Annotated in this window: 16 protein-coding genes; 6 read left to right on the top strand and 10 right to left on the bottom strand. The window is 65.8% G+C overall.

All coding sequences use genetic code 11. From position 1 onward, the window contains the following. Nucleotides 1-2: 2 nt before the first annotated feature. Nucleotides 3-932: an SIS domain-containing protein gene (locus tag ACX80A_RS09555; RefSeq protein ID WP_459259469.1), complete on the bottom strand. Its 930-nt coding sequence runs from the start codon at nucleotides 930-932 to the stop codon at nucleotides 3-5. A 296-nt stretch (nucleotides 933-1,228) separates the two neighbouring features. Between ACX80A_RS09555 and ACX80A_RS09550 the strand changes: the two genes are divergently transcribed. From ACX80A_RS09550 to ACX80A_RS09540, 3 genes are all read left to right on the top strand, one after another. Then, entirely contained in the window at nucleotides 1,229-2,476 is a 1,248-nt protein-coding gene (locus tag ACX80A_RS09550; protein WP_459259468.1) for an extracellular solute-binding protein, read from the top strand. Between the two features lie 85 nt (nucleotides 2,477-2,561). Then, nucleotides 2,562-3,497, top strand: a complete 936-nt coding sequence (locus ACX80A_RS09545) for a carbohydrate ABC transporter permease (RefSeq protein WP_459259467.1) — start codon at nucleotides 2,562-2,564, stop codon at nucleotides 3,495-3,497. A 2-nt stretch (nucleotides 3,498-3,499) separates the two neighbouring features. Beyond that, on the top strand, nucleotides 3,500-4,414 hold the full coding sequence (locus ACX80A_RS09540; protein ID WP_459259466.1) for a carbohydrate ABC transporter permease: 915 nt from the start codon (nucleotides 3,500-3,502) through the stop codon (nucleotides 4,412-4,414). 24 nt (nucleotides 4,415-4,438) lie between these two features. On the opposite strand, the gene ACX80A_RS09535 is transcribed toward ACX80A_RS09540, so the two are convergent. The 5 genes from ACX80A_RS09535 to ACX80A_RS09515 all read right to left on the bottom strand — a co-directional run bounded on the left by ACX80A_RS09535 (nucleotide 4,439) and on the right by ACX80A_RS09515 (nucleotide 10,720). Beyond that, complete coding sequence (locus ACX80A_RS09535; RefSeq protein WP_459259465.1) at nucleotides 4,439-5,650, bottom strand: amidohydrolase family protein; 1,212 nt, start codon at nucleotides 5,648-5,650, stop codon at nucleotides 4,439-4,441. After that, nucleotides 5,647-7,017 (bottom strand): formimidoylglutamate deiminase, encoded by a 1,371-nt coding sequence (locus ACX80A_RS09530; RefSeq protein ID WP_459259464.1) that lies wholly within the window; start codon nucleotides 7,015-7,017, stop codon nucleotides 5,647-5,649. Before ACX80A_RS09530 ends, ACX80A_RS09535 begins: the two co-directional genes overlap by 4 nt. Next, nucleotides 7,014-8,240, bottom strand: a complete 1,227-nt coding sequence (locus ACX80A_RS09525; RefSeq protein ID WP_459259463.1) for an allantoate amidohydrolase — start codon at nucleotides 8,238-8,240, stop codon at nucleotides 7,014-7,016. The genes ACX80A_RS09530 and ACX80A_RS09525 overlap by 4 nt, the downstream gene beginning before the upstream one ends. 78 nt (nucleotides 8,241-8,318) lie before the next feature. Next, a complete protein-coding gene (gene hutU, locus ACX80A_RS09520; RefSeq protein ID WP_459259462.1) occupies nucleotides 8,319-10,013 on the bottom strand; it encodes a urocanate hydratase in 1,695 nt (564 codons plus the stop codon). Then, complete coding sequence (locus ACX80A_RS09515; RefSeq protein WP_459259461.1) at nucleotides 10,010-10,720, bottom strand: IclR family transcriptional regulator; 711 nt, start codon at nucleotides 10,718-10,720, stop codon at nucleotides 10,010-10,012. Before ACX80A_RS09515 ends, hutU begins: the two co-directional genes overlap by 4 nt. 109 nt (nucleotides 10,721-10,829) lie before the next feature. Between ACX80A_RS09515 and hutH the strand changes: the two genes are divergently transcribed. Both hutH and ACX80A_RS09505 read left to right on the top strand, forming a co-directional pair. Beyond that, a complete protein-coding gene (gene hutH, locus ACX80A_RS09510) occupies nucleotides 10,830-12,407 on the top strand; it encodes a histidine ammonia-lyase (protein WP_459259460.1) in 1,578 nt (525 codons plus the stop codon). 36 nt (nucleotides 12,408-12,443) lie between these two features. Then, nucleotides 12,444-13,757: a DUF2252 domain-containing protein gene (locus tag ACX80A_RS09505; protein ID WP_459259459.1), complete on the top strand. Its 1,314-nt coding sequence runs from the start codon at nucleotides 12,444-12,446 to the stop codon at nucleotides 13,755-13,757. Nucleotides 13,758-13,765: 8 nt separating this feature from the next. Here ACX80A_RS09505 and ACX80A_RS09500 read toward each other — a convergent pair whose 3' ends face one another. Together ACX80A_RS09500 and ACX80A_RS09495 are read right to left on the bottom strand one after the other, a co-directional pair. Then, a complete protein-coding gene (locus ACX80A_RS09500) occupies nucleotides 13,766-14,497 on the bottom strand; it encodes a DsbA family protein (RefSeq protein WP_459259458.1) in 732 nt (243 codons plus the stop codon). Between the two features lie 55 nt (nucleotides 14,498-14,552). After that, nucleotides 14,553-15,098 carry an AMIN-like domain-containing (lipo)protein gene (locus ACX80A_RS09495; RefSeq protein ID WP_459259524.1) on the bottom strand — a complete coding sequence of 182 codons (546 nt, stop codon included), beginning with the start codon at nucleotides 15,096-15,098 and terminating at the stop codon, nucleotides 14,553-14,555. Nucleotides 15,099-15,285: 187 nt separating this feature from the next. Here ACX80A_RS09495 and ACX80A_RS09490 point away from each other — a divergent pair, with 187 nt between their 5' ends. Continuing rightward, nucleotides 15,286-16,110 (top strand): siderophore-interacting protein, encoded by an 825-nt coding sequence (locus tag ACX80A_RS09490; RefSeq protein ID WP_459259457.1) that lies wholly within the window; start codon nucleotides 15,286-15,288, stop codon nucleotides 16,108-16,110. A 22-nt stretch (nucleotides 16,111-16,132) separates the two neighbouring features. On the opposite strand, the gene ACX80A_RS09485 is transcribed toward ACX80A_RS09490, so the two are convergent. Beyond that, nucleotides 16,133-17,323, bottom strand: a complete 1,191-nt coding sequence (locus ACX80A_RS09485; protein ID WP_459259456.1) for a cation:proton antiporter — start codon at nucleotides 17,321-17,323, stop codon at nucleotides 16,133-16,135. An 8-nt stretch (nucleotides 17,324-17,331) separates the two neighbouring features. After that, a complete protein-coding gene (locus ACX80A_RS09480) occupies nucleotides 17,332-17,814 on the bottom strand; it encodes a cation:proton antiporter regulatory subunit (RefSeq protein ID WP_459259455.1) in 483 nt (160 codons plus the stop codon). Nucleotides 17,815-17,828 lie beyond the last annotated feature (14 nt).

The raw sequence follows: 17,828 nt of genomic DNA, 5'->3' as shown, positions 1-17,828 counted from the left end.
GGTTACGAACCGAGAATGACGGAGCGGGTCAGGTTGCGCGGCAGATCGGGGTTCAGCCCGCGCGCCCGGGCCCTCGCCAGGGTGATCTTGTGGATCTGGGCGAGGTCGGCCAGAGGGTGGCGCCCGGTGTGGACATAGTCGGCACCGGTGGGTTCGACGTCGTCGGCCAGTCCCGGGACGTCGTCGCCGAAGAGCCACACCACCCGGCCCGGAGCAGCGATCGAGATGGGTCCGTGCCGGTATTCCATGGCGGGATATGATTCGGTCCAGCCCTGCACTCCCTCGCGCATTTTCAGGCCGGCTTCGTAGGCCAGTCCCACGGTCCAGCCCGTGCCGAGGAAAGTGAACTGCTCGGCGTCGAGCAGCGCCGGGGTGATCTCTTCCGCCAGCGCAGCCTCGGCGTCAGTCACCGCCTGCTCCAGGTCGATGCCCACGGAGGTCAGGAGGTAGGCGAGGGCAGCGGTAGCGAATCGGGTCTGCACCACTGACTGCTCATCGGCGTATGGCAGGGCGACGACGTCGTCGGCCAGTCCGATCGCGGGTGATTCGACGTCGCCGATCACGGCTATCACCCGGGTGCTGCCCTTGAGCGACGTCATGAGGTCCAGCACCTCCGTAGTGGTGCCCGAACGGGAAATGGCAACCACTGCGTCGTATCCGCGACCGGCGACGGCCGATGCCTCAGAGGCGGCAAACGCATCGGTGAGCCCTTTGCCAGCACTTTCGCGGGCGGCGGCGTAGCTTTGCGCCATGAACCAGGAGGTGCCGCAGCCGATGACGGCGACCCGCGCACCATCGGTCGGGAGGATGTTCTCGGCGGTAGCCTGGTCGATCGCCTGACGCCAGACAGCAGGCTGTGACAACAGTTCGCTATCCATGTGGGCCCCGGCGGACGCTGCGGATCCAGGTGCCTGGGAGGTGGGCTGGGACATCGGGCGCTCCTTCACGGTAACCGCGGTTTGGTCCGCGACTGATTAGAGATGACGTTTACGGGGGTAAAGCAATCAGCACCAATCTAACCATCCTCGACGCGATTTCGGCAGACCGGACGCGGTAACGCTCAGGTATCAATCAGCGCGTCAGCTTGACGTGAGACATGGATCACGTCAGTATCATTCCACTACGGATGAACAGTAATGATCATTCCAAGCGCAATACCGTCAACTTGTTGCAAGTATTCCTGTGTCAGCTGGAGCAGCTACACCACCTTTGGGAAAACGAGGAAACCATGAAGAAATCAATCCGGACCGGAGTTGTCGCAAGTGTTGCGGCGGCCGGTCTCTTGCTCACCTCCTGCGGCTTCGGCGGCGGAGAATCCAGCGGAGACGCAGAGGGCGGCACCACCCTTGACCTCCTGGTCCCCAGCTACTCGGACGGCAGCAAGGCCTTGTGGGAAGGCGTCATCGAGGAGTTCGAGGCAGCCAACGAGGGCATCACCGTCAACCTTCAGGTCGAATCATGGGAAAACCTCGAGTCAGTGCTGAACACCCAGATCCAGGCCGGCGAAGCACCCGACATCTACAACGGCGGCGCCTTCTCCGCCTTCGCCACCGAGGGCCTGCTGTACTCGGCGGAAGAAATCGCCTCACCCGAGACCCTCAGCGACTTCCAGGAATCCTTCGCTGCCAACGAACAGGTTGACGGCACCCAGTACGCCCTGCCGCTGCTCGCCTCGGCGCGCGCCCTGTTCTACAACGAGGACCTGTTCGAGGAAGCGGGTGTTGACGGCGCGCCCACCACCTGGGACGAACTGTATGACGCCGCCGAAGCGATCACCGCAACCGGCACCCCCGGCTACGGTATGCCACTCGGATCGGAAGAAGCCCAGGGCGAGGCCCTGATCTGGATGGCCGGCAACGGCGGCGGGTTCGGTGACGCGGAAGAGATCACCGTGAACACCCCCGAGAACCTGGAGGCAGCCGAGTTCATGAAACGCATGATCGACGATGGGCTGACCCAGGCCGACCCCGGCGCCACCCAGCGCACCCCCATGATCAACGTCTTCATCCAGGGCCAGATCGGCATGGTCTATGGCCTACCGCAGACCGTCGGCCAGATCGAAGTCGAGAACCCTGACCTGAACTATGGTCTGGCGAACATCCCGACAGCGTCGGGCGAGCCCGCCACGCTGGGTGTCGCCGACCGCCTGATGTCGTTCAAGAACGACGGCGACAAGGCCGAGGCTGTCACAGCGTTCATGGACCACTTCTTCGCACCGGAGAACTACGTCGAATGGGTCAGTACCGAGGGTTTCCTCCCCACCACCATCAGCGGTGCAGAGGAAATGTCGGGCGACGAGACCCTGGCACCGTTCCTGGAGATGCTGCCAAGCGCCCAGTTCTACCCCACCTCCAACCCGGCCTGGAACGCCACCGATGGTGCGTTCAAGAGCCTGTTTGGCCAGCTTGGGCAAGGGATGGACCCAACCGAGGTGCTCGACCAGATCCAAGCCGAAGCTGACGCAGCGGCCGAGTAGCCTCCAGCCGGTACCGGTGCGGTCCCTCAGGGGCCGCACCGGTACCGGCCCCTAACCATTGGCGGTAGAGAATGAGCTATTTACGATGAGCGCACAGCCCGTGCTGGCCGGGCGGCCCACGTCCCCCGGACGAAAGCGCCGCGGACAGGATTCCGACGGCCTCCCCGCAGCCCTCCCCTGGATTGGCCCGGTCCTCCTCCTGATCCTTGCGATCGTGATCTTCCCCGCCGGGTTCATGATCTTCAACTCCACCCGGGACATCAGCCAGAGCGGCATCGACCAGGGCACCGCAGGGTTCGCGAACTTCACCGAGGTGTTCTCCGATCCCAACCTCCCGCGGGTACTTCTGAACACGGCGGTCTGGGTTGTCGTCGTCGTGTCGCTGACAGTGCTCATTTCCCTGGCATTGGCCCAGTTCCTGAACAAGCCATTTCCCGGCCGCACCCTGGTCAGGATGGCTGTGGTGGTCCCCTGGGCTGCAAGCGTGGTCATGACTACCACGGTGTTCTACTACGGCCTCGACAGCAACTACGGGATCATGAACACGTTCCTGGTCGATCTCGGCATTCTCGACTCACCCTATGGCTTCACCAAGAATGTGCTTCCAGCGCTCGGGGTGGCCATCATCGTCGCGGTGTTTGTGTCCATCCCGTTCACCGCCTACACCCTGCTGGCAGGGTTGCAGTCAGTGCCGGAGGACGCGCTCGAAGCCGCCAAAATGGACGGTGCTGGCCCCGTCCGCACCTATTTCAGCATCGTGCTGCCGCAGCTTCGTGGCGCCCTCGCCGTCGCCGTGCTGATCAATATCATCAACGTGTTCAACAACCTTCCCATCCTGCGGATCATCACCGGATCGATCCCCGGCTACCAGGCCGATACCCTCATGACCTACATCTTCAAGGTGCTGCAGTTTGACCGGCGGGTCGACCTCGCCAGTGCCCTCAGCGTGGTCAACTTCGCCATCGTCATCGTGATCGTTGCGGCGTACGTGAAAATCGTCAATCCGATGAAGGAGGTCTAGGCATGTCCACCAGCACACTGAATGAACCTGCGCGGTCGGCGCTCCCACCGGTGACTGCCCGTCAGAAGCGCTACGGTGCTGATCAGGTGTCAGGTCGCAGGATGGGCCTGCGGATGGCCATCGGTGCCGTCGTCGCCCTGGTGTTTCTGCTCCCGTACCTGATCATGCTCGTCGGGTCCCTCAAGACCCGGTCCGAAATCCTTTCCGTACCGCCGGCCTACTTCCCCACCGAAGGCCTCCAATGGAGCAACTATGCGACCATGTGGGCCACCCCCGAGACGCCACTGCCCTACAACCTGATCTCGACAATCATCATCGCGGTTTTTGCCACCCTCCTGGTGCTCCTCGTGGCAACGCCCGCCGCCTACTACACCGCCCGGTTCCGGTTCCCTGGAAAGACTGTGTTCCTGTTCCTGGTCATCGTCACCCAGATGCTGCAACCAGCCGTCCTGACCGCCGGTCTGTTCAGGGAGATGCTGCTGCTAGGCATCAACGACACCTGGCTGGCCATGATCCTGGTCAACGCGGCGTTCAACCTGTCCTTCGCCCTCTGGATCATGCACAGCTTCTTCGCCGCGATCCCGAAGGAGATTGACGAAGCCGCCCAGCTCGACGGCGCCGGTAAGCTCACGGTGATGTTCCGGGTGAACCTGCCGCTGGTCTGGCCCGGCATTGTCACCGCGGTCATCTTCACGTTCGTGTCGTCGTGGAACGAGTTCGCGGCCTCCCTGGTGATCATGTCGACGGCAGAGAACCAGCCGCTGTCAGTGGCTCTGACCAAATTCATTGGCCAGTACGCAACCTCGTGGCAATACGTGTTCGGCGTCTCGATTGTCGCGATCATTCCGGTGATCATCCTGTTCGCGCTGATCGAAAAGCGCCTGATCGGTGGCCTGACAGCAGGAGCAGTGAAGTAGCTCCTCCCCAGTGGTGTGGCCGGTTCAGACGATCCTGACGCCCTGCTTCCAGACGGCGTGTGTCAGCGGCACCCCGGGCCGGTACGCCAGGTGGGTGGCAGCCGGCGCGTTCAGCAGCTGCAGGTCCGCCCGATGCCCGACGGCGAGGGACCCGACCGCGCGGGCGCCGTCGTCGTCGGTCCCGGTCTCCCTGTGCAGTGCCACAGCGCCGCCGAAGGTTGCGGCACGGATCGCTTCGTGAACGCTGAGGCGCATCTGCAGCACTGCGGTGGTGACGCAGTAGGCCATTGACGTGGTGTAGGAGGTGCCGGGGTTGCAGTTGGACGCCAACGCGATTTCGACGCCGGCGTCGAGCAGTGCCCGGCCCGGAGCCAGCGGTTGGCGGGTGGACAGGTCACAGGCGGGCAGACAGGTCGCCACCGTCCCGCGGACGGTGGAGCCCGCACCGCCGTCCCACCCCGACCAGGTGCCGGCGAGGGCGTCCAGGTCCGACGCCTCGAGGTAGTTCACGTGGTCAACGCTGGCCGCCCCGAACTCGACGGCGAGTTGCACCCCCTCGCCCGGGCCCAGCTGGTTGCCGTGGACGCGAAGCCCGAGCCCGGCGCCCTGGCAGGCGCCGAGGATTTCCCGCGACTGCTCCGGCGTGAAGGCACCGCGTTCACAGAACACATCGGCCCAGCCCACATAGGGCCGGACGGCGTCGAGCATGGGCCCGCAGACCAGACGCACATAGTCATCGGGGTCGACGCCGGCCGGGATGAGGTGCGCACCGAGGAACGTCACCTCGTCGACCACACCCGCGGCAATGCGGGCACTACGCCCCTCGTGTACGACGTCGAGCCCGTACCCGGTCTTGGTCTCCAGGTAGGTGGTGCCGCCAGCGTTCGCCTCGGCGACCCGGCCGAGCAGCAGCCGGGTCAGGTCGTAATCCGAGGCGGCCCGGGTGGCATCGGTGGTGACGGCGATCCCGCCGGCGGCGTACTCCTGACCCGCCATGCGCGCCTCGAATTCCGCGGTCCGGTCTCCGGCGAAGACGAGGTGGGTGTGGCTGTCCACCCAGCCGGGCAGTCCCGCCCTACCGTCCGCGTCAACCAGGACGTCGGCGGCGGGGGCGTCGGAAGCGGCACCGATCCAGCTGATCCGCTCGCCGTCGAAGACCATCGCCGCGTTCCTCAGCACCGCATGGTCCCGGTCCTGGGTCATCAGTTCGCCGATATTGGTGATCAGAATGCTCATGGCTGCCCTTCGAGTGCGGCGGCCAGCAGAACGGCCGGGTCGCCGAGGGTGAGATGGTGTCCGTTGCGTGCCACTAGTCGACCGGCGACGACGACGGCGGTTACGTCAGCGGCGGTGGCGGTCAGGGGGAGCTGGCCGGGGTCGGATCCGGCGGTCCGGAGGGATCGCTGGTTCAGGCTGACGAGATCGCAGGGGCTTCCCACGGTGATGGCCGCCACCGGGGTGGCCATGGAGTGGGCGGCGCCGGTGGTCGCGGCGTTGAGCAGCTCTGCGGGTTTGAACCGGCCGCGCTGCCCGGAGCCGAGCCGTTCACCGTGTTCGAGGGCGCGCATCTCCAGCCACGGGTCGATCACCGCGTGCTGATCGGTGCCGAGGGCGATCCTGGCCCCGGCCGCATGGAGGGCATGGGCGGGGCCGATTCCGTCGGCGAGGTCCGCCTCGGTGGTCGGGCAGAGCACGGCGGTGGTCCCGGCCTCGCCCAGCACCGCGATGTCCTCGGGGGTGAGGTGGGTGGCGTGGACCACGCTCAGCCGGTCGGAGAGCAGTCCGTGCCGGTGGAGCAGGCCCGTGGGCGTGGTGCCGTAGTGCGAGAGACAGTCGGCGTTTTCGGCGGGCTGTTCTGAAAGGTGGATATGGACCGGGACATCAGTCGGGAGGCCAGCCGCGAGGGTGCGGAGGGCATCTTCCGGGACGGCGCGGACCGAGTGCAGGGCGGCGCCGACAGCGACGAAGGCGGGGTCGAACTGCTCGGCGACGACCCGTCGCAGATCAGTGAACCGCTCCAGCCAGGCGCCGGCGTCGGCGTCGCCAAAACGTTCCTGGCCGACGGTAAGCGGAGCTCCAATACCGCCAGCGAGATAACACGTGTCCAGCAACGTCAGGCGGATCCCCGCGGCTACCGCCGCGCGGCACACGGCGAGTTCCATGGCGTGCGGGCCATCGCCGTCGGTGTCGGGGCCACCGTCGTTGGACCCGTAGGGTTCCCCGCCCGGCCGATGGTGAACGTAGTGGAACTCGGCGACACTGCTCCAGCCGGTGACCACCATCTCGGCGAAGACCGCCGTGGCGAGGTGTTCGTAACCGGCGGGCGTCAGCTGTCCTGCCGCTTCGTACATTTTTTCGCGCCACACCCAGAAGTCGCCACCGTCGTCGTGGGTGCGCCCCCTCAACACCCGGTGGAAGGCGTGGGAATGCGCGTTGGCGGCGGCGGGGAAGACCACCCCATCGAGGGTAAGCGAATCGTCGGGGCTGGGGGCGGCACCGCTAGTCACGCCGGTGATGGTGCCGTCGTCGTCGCATTCGATCCGCACCCCGGGCCGGATCCCGTGGCCAGTAACCCAGGCGCGTTCACACCAGATGGTGCTCACAGGAGGTTTTCGAGGACGTCGGCGAGCGCGGTGGCGGCGAGATCCGCGTCGGGGCGCTCAACATATTCTTCGGGTGAGTGACTGATGCCCGTGGGATTGCGGATGTAAACCATGCCCGAGGGGACGTAGGCGGCCAGGATTCCGGCGTCGTGTCCGGCTCCGGTGGGCAGGGCGCAGGCCGGGGCGCCACCGTTGGATCCCCTGAGGGAGTTCTGGAGCTGGCGTTGGAGGGCCGGATCGAAGTGGACCGTGGTACTGAACGATTCCTCGGTCAGTGTGACGGAGCACCCCTCAAAGGCTGCGGCCTTTTGCGCCTGACCGTGAATGGATTCGACGAGAGCCGCGGTGACGGCGTCGTCGGGGTGGCGGACGTCGAGCCACAGGTCAACGCGGGAGGCGATCACATTGGTGCCGCCCGGGACCGGCTGCACCCTGCCCACCGTGGCCCGGGCATCGTCCTGGCTGGTGGCGATGCGCCGGATGGCCAGGATGATTTGCGCGGCGACCACCATCGGGTCGGCGCGGTCTGCCATCAGGGTGGTGCCTGCGTGGTTGCCCTGACCCTGCACGCTGAACCGCCACCGTCCGTGACCGAGGATGGACGAGCCGACGCCGACTGGCGCATCAAGGTCGATCAGCGCCCTGCCCTGTTCCACGTGCAGTTCGACGAAGTCCCCGATGGTCCGCAGCGTGTCCTCGTCCCGGCCGAGACGTTCCGGGTCCAGTCCGTTGGCGCGGCTGACGTCGGCGAAGGTGTTGCCGTCGTGATCCTTGAGGTGCCGCACCCGGTCGGCGTCGATCGCCCCGGTCAGCAGCCGCGAGCCGAGGCAGGCCACCCCAAACCGTGAGCCCTCCTCCTCGGGGAACACCGCGACGGCTAGCCCGCGGTGTGGTTCCACACCGCGTTCCCTGAGGACGTCGACTGCGGCTAGCGCCGCCGCCACGCCGAGTGGCCCGTCGAACGCGCCGCCGCCGGGCACCGAGTCGAGGTGGCTGCCAGTCACGAGGGAACCGGTCCGGTCCCCCGATGCGGTGTCCCACCAGCCCCACATGATCCCATTACGGTCGGCGCTGACCTCGAGACCCCGACTGGAGGCTTCCGCCGTGAACCATTCGCGCAGCTCCAGCTCCGGCGGGGAGAACACTGGCCGCGAATATCCCCCGCGGGCACGGTCGCGTCCGACGTCGGAAATCGACTCGAGCAGGTCACTTACGGTGTTCATAGCCTTCTCCAAGATCCAATATGCACGCTCTCAAGGTCGAGCCGGCGGCAGGGGGCGGAAGCCCGCCAACCCCGGCTGTCAGTCTGCCATGGGGATCCGAACCCCACGCTCGGCGGCAACCTCGGATGCCCGGTCGTAGCCGGCGTCGACGTGGCGTATGACGCCCATGCCGGGATCGTTGGTCAGCAGCCGTTCCAGTTTCTCGGCGGCGAGGTCGGTGCCGTCGGCCACTGAAACCTGCCCGGCGTGGATCGACCGGCCAATGCCCACCCCACCCCCGTGGTGGATGGACACCCAGGTAGCGCCCGAGGACGTATTGAGCAGGGCGTTGAGCAGCGGCCAGTCGGCGACGGCGTCGGACCCGTCGGCCATTGCCTCGGTCTCCCGGTAGGGTGACGCCACCGACCCGGAGTCGAGGTGATCGCGCCCGATCACGATCGGCGCCGACACCTTGCCCTCCGCCACCAGCCGGTTGAACATCAGCCCCGCCTTGGCACGGTCGCCGTACCCCAGCCAGCAGATCCGCGCCGGAAGGCCCTCAAACTCGACCAAATCGCCGGCGGCGTCCAGCCAGCGGTGCAGGTGCTCATTCTCGGGGAACAGCTCCTTCAACGCGGCATCGGTCACGGCGATATCCGCCGGATCGCCCGAGAGCGCCACCCACCGGAACGGGCCCATCCCCTCACAGAACAGCGGTCGAATGTAAGCGGGGACAAAGCCCGGGAACTCAAAGGCACGCGCGTACCCACCCTGTCGTGCTTCGTCGCGAATGGAGTTGCCGTAATCGAAGACCTCGGCACCCGCATCCTGAAAGCCGACCATCGCCTCCACCTGATGAGCCATCGAGGTCTGTGCCTTCTTGGTGAACCCGTCGGGATCACCCTTGGCCTCCCGCTCCCATTCGTCCAGTGCAACGCCCTCAGGCAGGTAGCTCAGCGGATCGTGTGCCGAGGTCTGGTCGGTGACAATGTCGATGGTGAGCTGCCCGGCCAGGTGGCGGCGGAGCAGTTCGGGGAAGATTTCCGCAGCGTTCCCGACGACGCCGACCGACAGGGCACGCTTCTCCTCTTTCGCGGCCAGCACCCGGCGGAGGCCGTCCTCAAGATCGGTGGCGACGACGTCGAGGTAGCGTTTGGCGGCGCGGCGTTCGAGACGGGTCCGGTCGACGTCGACGATCAACACCGTTCCCCCGTTCAGCGTGACGGCGAGCGGCTGGGCACCACCCATGCCACCGCACCCGGCGGTCAGGGTGAGGGTGCCGGCGAGGGTGGCGGTCGGCGACTTGCCCAGTTTTCGGGCGATCGCGGCGAATGTTTCGTAGGTGCCCTGCAGAATGCCCTGGGTGCCGATATAGATCCACGATCCGGCGGTCATCTGCCCGTACATCATCAGGCCTTCGGCCTCGAGCCTGCGGAATTCGGGCCAGGTGGCCCAGTCCCCCACCAGGTTCGAGTTGGCCAGCAGCACCCGCGGCGCCCACGTGTGGGTGCGGAAAATTCCCACCGGCTTTCCGGACTGGACGAGCAGCGTCTCGTCGTCCTCGAGGTCCTCCAGGGAACGGACGATGGCGTCGTAAGCTTCCCAGCTGCGCGCCGCGCGGCCGGTGCCGCCGTAAACCACCAAATCCTCGGGGCGTTCGGCCACCTCGGGGTCAAGGTTGTTCATGAGCATCCGCAGCGGCGCCTCGGTCTGCCAGCTCTTGGCGGTAAGGGTGGTACCCCGGGCCGCACGGATGGATCGGGTCGGATCGTGTTGGGTAAACGGCTTGCTCATGCGGATGCTCCCATGGTGGTGATGTGGCCCGGGCCGGTGTCGCCGGGCCCGGCGGTGCAGGTTGTGCTCGTCGTTGGATTCAGGATGCCGAGGGCTTCGGCGGCGACCAGCTGGCCAAGGGTTTCGGCCTGGGGTTCGCTGATGCGATAGCTGGGGACCACCACGCTGAGCGAGGCGGCGACCCGGTCCCCGATCATCACCGGGGCGGCGACGGCGGTGACGTCCGGTTCGATGCCGTTGCGGACTACCACGTAACCGCAGGCAGGTGACTCACCGGCCAGGACGTTGCCCGCGGCGGTTCCGGTCAGGGGGATACGGCGTCCTACCCAACTGGTGTGCCTGACGGAGTGGGTGCCCTCGCGCACGGCAATGTAGATGCCGTGGCCGTTGTCGGCGGGGACGTTGAGGTACGCGGACTCCCCTGTCTCCTCCACCAGCCGATCGAGTGCGGCGCCGGCCAGGGAGACCAGCGACTCGTGGCTCAGTGCCTGGGCGCCGAGCTGGACGATGCGCATTCCGGGCCGGTAGCCGTCGTCGTCCTTCCTGACGAAACCGGTAGCTTCGAGGGTACGCAGCAGCCGCAGCGCCGTCGAGGCCGAGAGCGACGCGTCGCGGGCGGCATCGGCGAGACTCACCGCTCCCCTGTCGCAGACGGCGCCCAGCAGGAGCAGCGCACGTTCAACGGTGCGGGTTGATACGTCGGCCATCTGGCTGCTCCTTCTTGTGGGGGTCTTGCAATGCTGGAAATAATGCATTTCACTTATTGAAACGCTCTTTTCATTCATTGGCAAGACTTCTTGTGAAAGCGGGTCCCAGGTGGGCAGCACTCAGACCGTTAATGTGGGCGTCGGAGCCCTCCGGCCCGACGACGTCGTCGCAGTGGCGCGGCATGGCGCACAGGTGGAAATCCTCGAGGAGTCCATCGTCGCGATGGAAGCCTCCCGCCGGGTGATCGAGGACCTGGTGAACGATGCCACTCCGCATTACGGTGTCTCCACCGGTTTCGGTGCCCTGGCCACCACCCACATTCCCATCGCGCAGCGCACCCAGCTGCAGCGCAGCCTGATCCGCAGCCACGCAGCGTCCTCCGGCGCCGAAGTGGACCGGGAGGTGGTGCGTGGTCTGATGCTCGGGCGGCTGTCGACGATGGCGACCGGCCGCACCGGCGTCCGCCCGCTGGTGGCGACGACGTATGCGGCGCTCCTCAACGCGGGCATCACTCCCATGATCGGCGAGTACGGGTCACTGGGCTGCTCGGGGGATCTTGCACCCCTGTCCCACGTGGCGTTGGCATTGATGGGTGAGGGCGATGTGCGCGACGGCGCCGGTATTCTGATGCCCGCCGGTGAGGCGCTGGCCGCTGCAGGGATCACCCCGGTGGAGCTCCGCGAAAAGGAGGGCCTGGCGCTGATCAACGGCACCGATGGGATGCTGGGCATGCTGATCATGGCCTCGGCCGATCTTGGCCGCCTGCTCCAGACCGCCGACCTTGCCGCCGCGATGAGCGTTGAGGGGCTGCTGGGAACTGACGGCGTGTTTGCCGAAGACATTCATGCCCTCCGCCCCCATCCCGGCCAGATCTCCTCCGCCGCGAACATCCGCCTCCTCCTGGACGGGTCGCCGTTGATCCAGGAACACTCGGCGAGCGAGCTCAGTGCGCACCGCAGCACCCGGGTCCAGGACGCGTACTCGCTGCGCTGCGCCCCGCAGGTACACGGGGCAGCACGGTCCACCCTGGCCTACGTGGAATCCGTGGCCGCGATCGAGCTCGGGTCGGCCATCGACAACCCGGTGGTCACCGTCGACGGCCGGGTGGAGTCCAACGGGAACTTTCACGGTGCCCCGGTGGGGTACGCGCTGGACTTCCTGGCAATCGCCGTCGCCGACGTCGCCTCCATGAGCGAACGCCGGACGGACCGCTTCCTGGACAAGGCGCGCAGCCACGGGCTCAACCCGTTCCTGGCGCACGACCCTGGTGTCGATTCGGGGCACATGATCGCCCAGTACACGCAGGCGGGGATTGTGTCAGAGCTCAAACGGCTGGCGAATCCGGCATCCGTTGATTCCATCCCTTCCTCGGCGATGCAGGAGGATCACGTCTCGATGGGCTGGTCGGCCGGGCTCAAACTCCGGCGGGCGCTGGATGGGCTGACGCGGGTGCTGGCGATCGAAATCCTCACCGCAGCGCGGGCCCTGGACATGCGTGACGGCGGCCTGGCCACCTCCCGCAGCGCCGTGGGACTTCATGCGGCGCGGGCAGCGGTCCGCGAGGTGGTCGAGGGCCCCGGCACAGACCGGTATCTGGCACCCGAAATCGAGGCGGTCCGTGTCCTGGTGGGCAACGGATCGCTTCTTAGCGCTGTGCAGGGTGCGTTGGGAGACGCGTTGGTCTGAGGACTGGCCCCGCACGGCGCGGACTAGACTGTCGCTATGTCAGACTCGACCGACCGTGAAACCCTGATCACCGAATCGCTGGTCACCGCGTTCAAGCCGCTGATGACCGCGGACCCGCACGGATTCAGGACCAAATTCCGCAAGATGGCGGCTGACCCCTTCGCCTTCTATCGCGGCAGCGCATGCATTTTCTATGCCGACATGGAAACCCTGACCGATGCCTGGGCGGACGAGTCGACGGCGCGGGTGTGGATCCATGGGGATCTACACGCTGAGAACTTCGGGACCTATATGAGCAGCACCGGTTCACTCACGTTCGACATCAACGACTTCGATGAGGCCTATCTGGGCCATTTCTCCTGGGATCTGCGCCGCTTCGTCACCTCGCTGGCCCTCATGTGTTGGCAGAAGGCTCTGCCCGAGGAGGCGGTGCGCAGCCTGGCCCGGACCTATCTCACGTCCTATCTAGAGCAGGTGGACTCCTATGCGAGCGAGGACGGGGAAGATTTCGCGTTGCGGCTCGACAACACCACAGGAACCATTCAGGTCATGCTTCAGGCCGCGCGCTCGGCCCGGCGCACCGATCTCCTCGATGCGATGACCACCACCGAGGACTATCGGCGTCACTTCCGCGATGGACCGCTCACCCGACGACTGGGCGATACCGAGCATGCCGCGGTCCTGGAGGCCTTCGAACTGTACCTAACGACCATTCCCGAAACGGTGAAGTCATCCCGCGAGGTCTTCTACTCCGTCAAGGACATCGTGGGGAGCACCGGGTTCGGAATTGGCAGTGCCGGCCTACCTGCTTACAACGTGCTGATTGAGGGGTACAACGAGGCCCAGGAGAACGACATTGTGCTCTCCATCAAGCAGGGCAACATCGCGGCGCCCAGCAGGGTGGTCACTGATGAACGGGTGCGCCGGTATTTCAAGCACGACGGGCACCGCACGGTCATCAGTCAACGGTCATTGCAGGTACACACCGACACGTTCCTCGGTTACACCACCATTGACGGGGTGGGGTTTGTGGTGGACGAGCTGTCCCCTTACAAACTGGATCTGCGGTGGGGCGAGCTCACCGAGCCCTCCGAGATCGAGCCTGTCCTGAAAGACCTGGGACGGGCAACGGCTAAAATTCACTGCGCCTCAGACCAGGACAGTGACCAGGATCTGGTCCCGTTTCAGACGGAAGAAGCAATCATCAAGGTAGTCTCCGGTCGACGGGACGAGTTCATTGCCGACATCATCGACTTCTCGGTGGACTACGCTGCCCGGGTCAGGGCAGACCATGCCCTGTTTATCGAGGCATTCCGCGAGAACCGGATCGCCGGAGTCGCTTCAACCTAGGTCATCGGCTACTTGTTGGTCCGGCGACTGCCGCCGTGCCAATCCTCCTGAACGCCAGGATCCCCGGCCGGGACACCGAGGGCCGGGAGTTGCGGCCGCTCCCTGAGGCTGCGCTTCAGTTCGGCGAACCCGGCGAAGCCAGCCAGCCCGACGACGTGGTCCCACAACTGCACTGCCTCGTCATCGCTGGGGAGCCGGCTGATGACCGGGCCGAAGAACGCTACCCCCGTTGGCGGCTTAAAGTGGATGATCGGGGTGCCAACATCCTTGCCGGTGAGGGCCAGGGCTTCATCGCTTTCGGATTGGATCATCTCGTCGAAGCCGGCGTCATCGAGCGCAGCAGCGAGTTCGGCAGGCAGACCGGCGCTGGCCAGGATCTCTTCAGCGAAAGCACGGGTGCCCCGGCGATCCAGCGCGGGGTCGCCGTCGTCGGGAATGGGATCCGATTCGAAAATGTGCTTGCCGCACGCCGCGTAAAACGCTTCCACCGCCTCCTGGCCGTGCTCGGCGCGGGCGCGGGCGGCGACCCTGAGCAGCCGGAGCCCCGCGGTATGCCCGGCTTCGTATTCCGGCGGGAAGTGAGAAGCGTAGTCGATGTACGAATTGATTAGCCGGAGGGAAATGAATTTCCACTCCACCGAGTAGTCCCGCTGTCCCATCACCTGGCGGACCCATTTACTGGTCATCCAGGCGAAGGGACAGACGGGGTCGAAGTAGAAGTTGATGTCGGCGTCGCTCACGCCCCAACGCTAAAGTGTGCCCACGCCTAGGTCAACCATTGGCTTCCTGCTGCACCTACCAGCGGTGGGCTACATCGATCACCACTCTGGAGGCAGTGCCCGGGCCGTCCAGGGTGAATACCCTGAAAGGCAGACGGGCCCTGACGCCAAGCCCAAAGGTTGACTGGCCCTCAAAGCTGCCGGCCGAAGCCAGTTGACGGAAGGTAGTAAACCCGGCGAGGTTGACCAGTTCCCTGGGGTTCGCTGGCCGGTAGGTGGCATTGCCGAACCTGTCGTAGCTCGGAGCCTTCACGATCACCCGGAGGAAAGCGCCGCCGCGGAGCGGAATCAGCTGGCCCGACCCGTCGGCCCTGACCGCGCTGACGTACTCCACCCGGTACCCGGCTCCCTTGCCGCGAATGTCGACGACCATCCGGTCGAAACAGGGATGTTGTCCTGCCCGCACGTTTGTCACCGGAGCGCTCGTCGTTGACGAGTTGACCTTGACCAGGGATCCCCACGTGATCCCGCAATACGGCGCCGCTGCGGCGGAGCTCGGGACGACCAGTCCCAAACCGAGCACCAGCAAGAATGCTGCCAGCAGCGCCCCTATCTTTTTCATCATGCACCCCTCAAGGGTTGTGGAATGGATAGCTACATGATATTGCGCCTCAGGGGTCAAAGATCCGGTCAAACCAACTCTGGAGCCGAACCGTTACGAGGGCTCAGCCGGCGGTATCCGTGGGAGGAGAACGATGTGTACCCCCACGTTGCTAGCCTTGGGTGGTCCAGCAAAAGGAGATAGATCCATGAGTGTTGCCGCCGTCCGGAAGCCCAAACCGCAAACCATTCTGACCGTTCAGAGCACCGAGTGGCTCACCCCGACCATGGTGCGGGTAGTGGCAGGCGGCGCCGGGTTCGCCACGTTCGGAAGCAACAACTTCACCGACAGGTATGTGAAGATCCATTTCGCCAAGCCCGAACTGGGACTCATCCCGCCGTACGATCATAGGGCCCTCAGCGAGACGCTTGACCCTGCCGATCTGCCCGTCACCCGGACGTACACGCTCCGCTGGGTGGATTATGCCGCGCGGCGTTTGGCTATCGACTTCGTGGTGCACGGCGAGGAGGGGCTTGCCGGACCGTGGGCGGCCTCCGCCGGACCGGGCGACACCCTGGTGGTGACGGGTCCGGGCGGTGGGTACTCCCCCGATGAGAGCGCCGACTGGCACCTGTTCGCGGCCGATGAGTCGGCGCTGCCGGCGGTGGCCGCTGCCCTCGAGTCGGTCAAGCCCGACGCCGTCGGGCTTGCTTTTCTTGAGGTAGAGACCGAGTCGGACCGTCACGACCTCGCCGCCCCGCCGGGGATTGAGGTCGTGTGGCTGTACCGCCGTGGGGTCCCCGCTGGGACCCTGCTCCCCACCGCGGTCCAGCAGGCACAGTGGCGCAGCGGCCGGGTGCAGGTCTTCGCCCACGGGGAGCGGGAGGCCATGAAGCGGCTCCGCGACGTCTTCTTCACCCAGCGAGGCCTTGAACGCGGTCAGGTGTCGTTGTCCGGCTATTGGGCCGAGGGGCGCACCGAGGACCGGTTTCAGGCGGAAAAGAAGGAACCCGTCGGCAAAATCCTCGACTAACCCGGCCCGGACTCCCGTCCGATCAGGTGGCGGGAAGCGGTTCGGGGCGCGGTTTGCGCCGTAGCAAGCCCATGGCGGGCTCCACGAGGCGCGCGGCGACCGGCCCAAGCACCGCAGTGAGCAGCACATAGGCGGTGGCGAGTGCAGCCAGTTCGCCGGTCACGGTCCCGGACGCCACAGCGAGCCCCGCGATCACTATCGAAAACTCACCGCGGGCAATCAGGGCGACACCGGCGCGCGCCCGGCCCAACCGCCCCACGCCGTGACTGCGCGCCGCCCACCAGCCTGTGGCGATCTTGGTCAGTGAGGTGATCAGGGCGAGGAGGACAGCGATGCCGAGCACCGGCGGTATGGTCTCCGGGTCGGTGTTCAGGCCGAAGACCACGAAGAAGATCGCGGCAAAGAGGTCCCTTAGTGGTTCGAGGATCCGGGTGGCGGTGGTGGCGGTGGCGCCCGAGATGGCGATGCCGAGCAGGAACGCACCGACCGCCGCTGACACCTGCATCGCCGCCGCGACGCCCGCCACCAGCAGCGCCGCGCCGAGCACGGTCAGTAGGAAGACCTCCCGGTCCTTGCTGTCCACCACCGCCGAGACGACGTTGCCGAACCGCAGGGCGATGATCAGCACCACGGTGACGACGACGAGCGAGATGCCGACGGCCTGCATGCCCCCCATGAAACTGGCTCCCGCCAGGACGGTGGTCAGGATAGGCAGGTAGACGGCCATCGCCAGGTCTTCGAACACCAGCAGCGACAGGACGACAGGGGTTTCCCGGTTGCCCAACCGCCCCAGATCGGTCAGGACCTTGGCTACAATTCCCGACGACGAAATGTACGTGACGCCGCCCATCACCATGGCTCCCACCGGCCCCCACCCCAAAAGGAGGGCAACAACGGCGCCGGGTGTGAAGTTCAGGACAATGTCCATGACGCCAGCAAGCCAGGACTGCCGGAGACCGGTCACCAATTCTTTGGCCGTGTATTCGAGTCCCAGCATGAGCAGCAGCAGGATGACACCAATCTCGCTGGCGATCTCGCTGAATTCGTCCAGCCCATCCAGCTCGATCAGGCCCCCATTCCCGAAGAAGAGGCCGCCCAGGAGGTAAAGCGGGATTGGCGAAAGTCCTACCCGCCCGGCGAGGCGCCCCAGGATGCCGAGGCAGAAGAACACGGCCCCCAGTTCGATCAGTGTCAGTGCGCTGCCAGCATCCAAACCGACGCTCAGCCGCCGCTGAGGATGGCCGCGGCGTCGTCCAGCCCATCGGCTGTTCCGACGGCCACCAGCAGGTCACCGGCCCGCAGGGTAAAGTCCGGCGCGGGCGACGGCTCAACCTTGCCTTCGCGCAGGGCTGCCACGACCGACGCGCCGGTGCGGGTCCGCATCCTGGTATCGCCGAGCCGGTAGCCGTCGAAGGGTGAGCCTCCGGTGATCAGGAACTGTCGCGTGTTCACCCCTGGAAGATCACGATGTTCTTCGGTCAGCTGGGCCACCAGTTGGTGGGCGCCGAGCAGGTTGCCGAGGGTCGCGGCTTCGTCGGCGGTCAGGGGAATGGACACCAGACAGGCGTCAGGGTCGTCCTGGCGTGAGATGATCAGCGCCGTCTCACCATCACGCTGCGTGACGGTTCCGATGCGCCGCCCCGACGACGTCACAATATCCTTGCGCATGCCGATGCCCGGCAGCGGCGTCTTGTCGACCTTCATAAGGGTAATTCTAG

This window comes from Arthrobacter sp. TMN-50 (assembly GCF_054511125.1).
The sequence above is the reverse complement of the archived record's forward strand: the minus strand, read 5'-3'. Positions and strand labels throughout refer to the sequence as shown.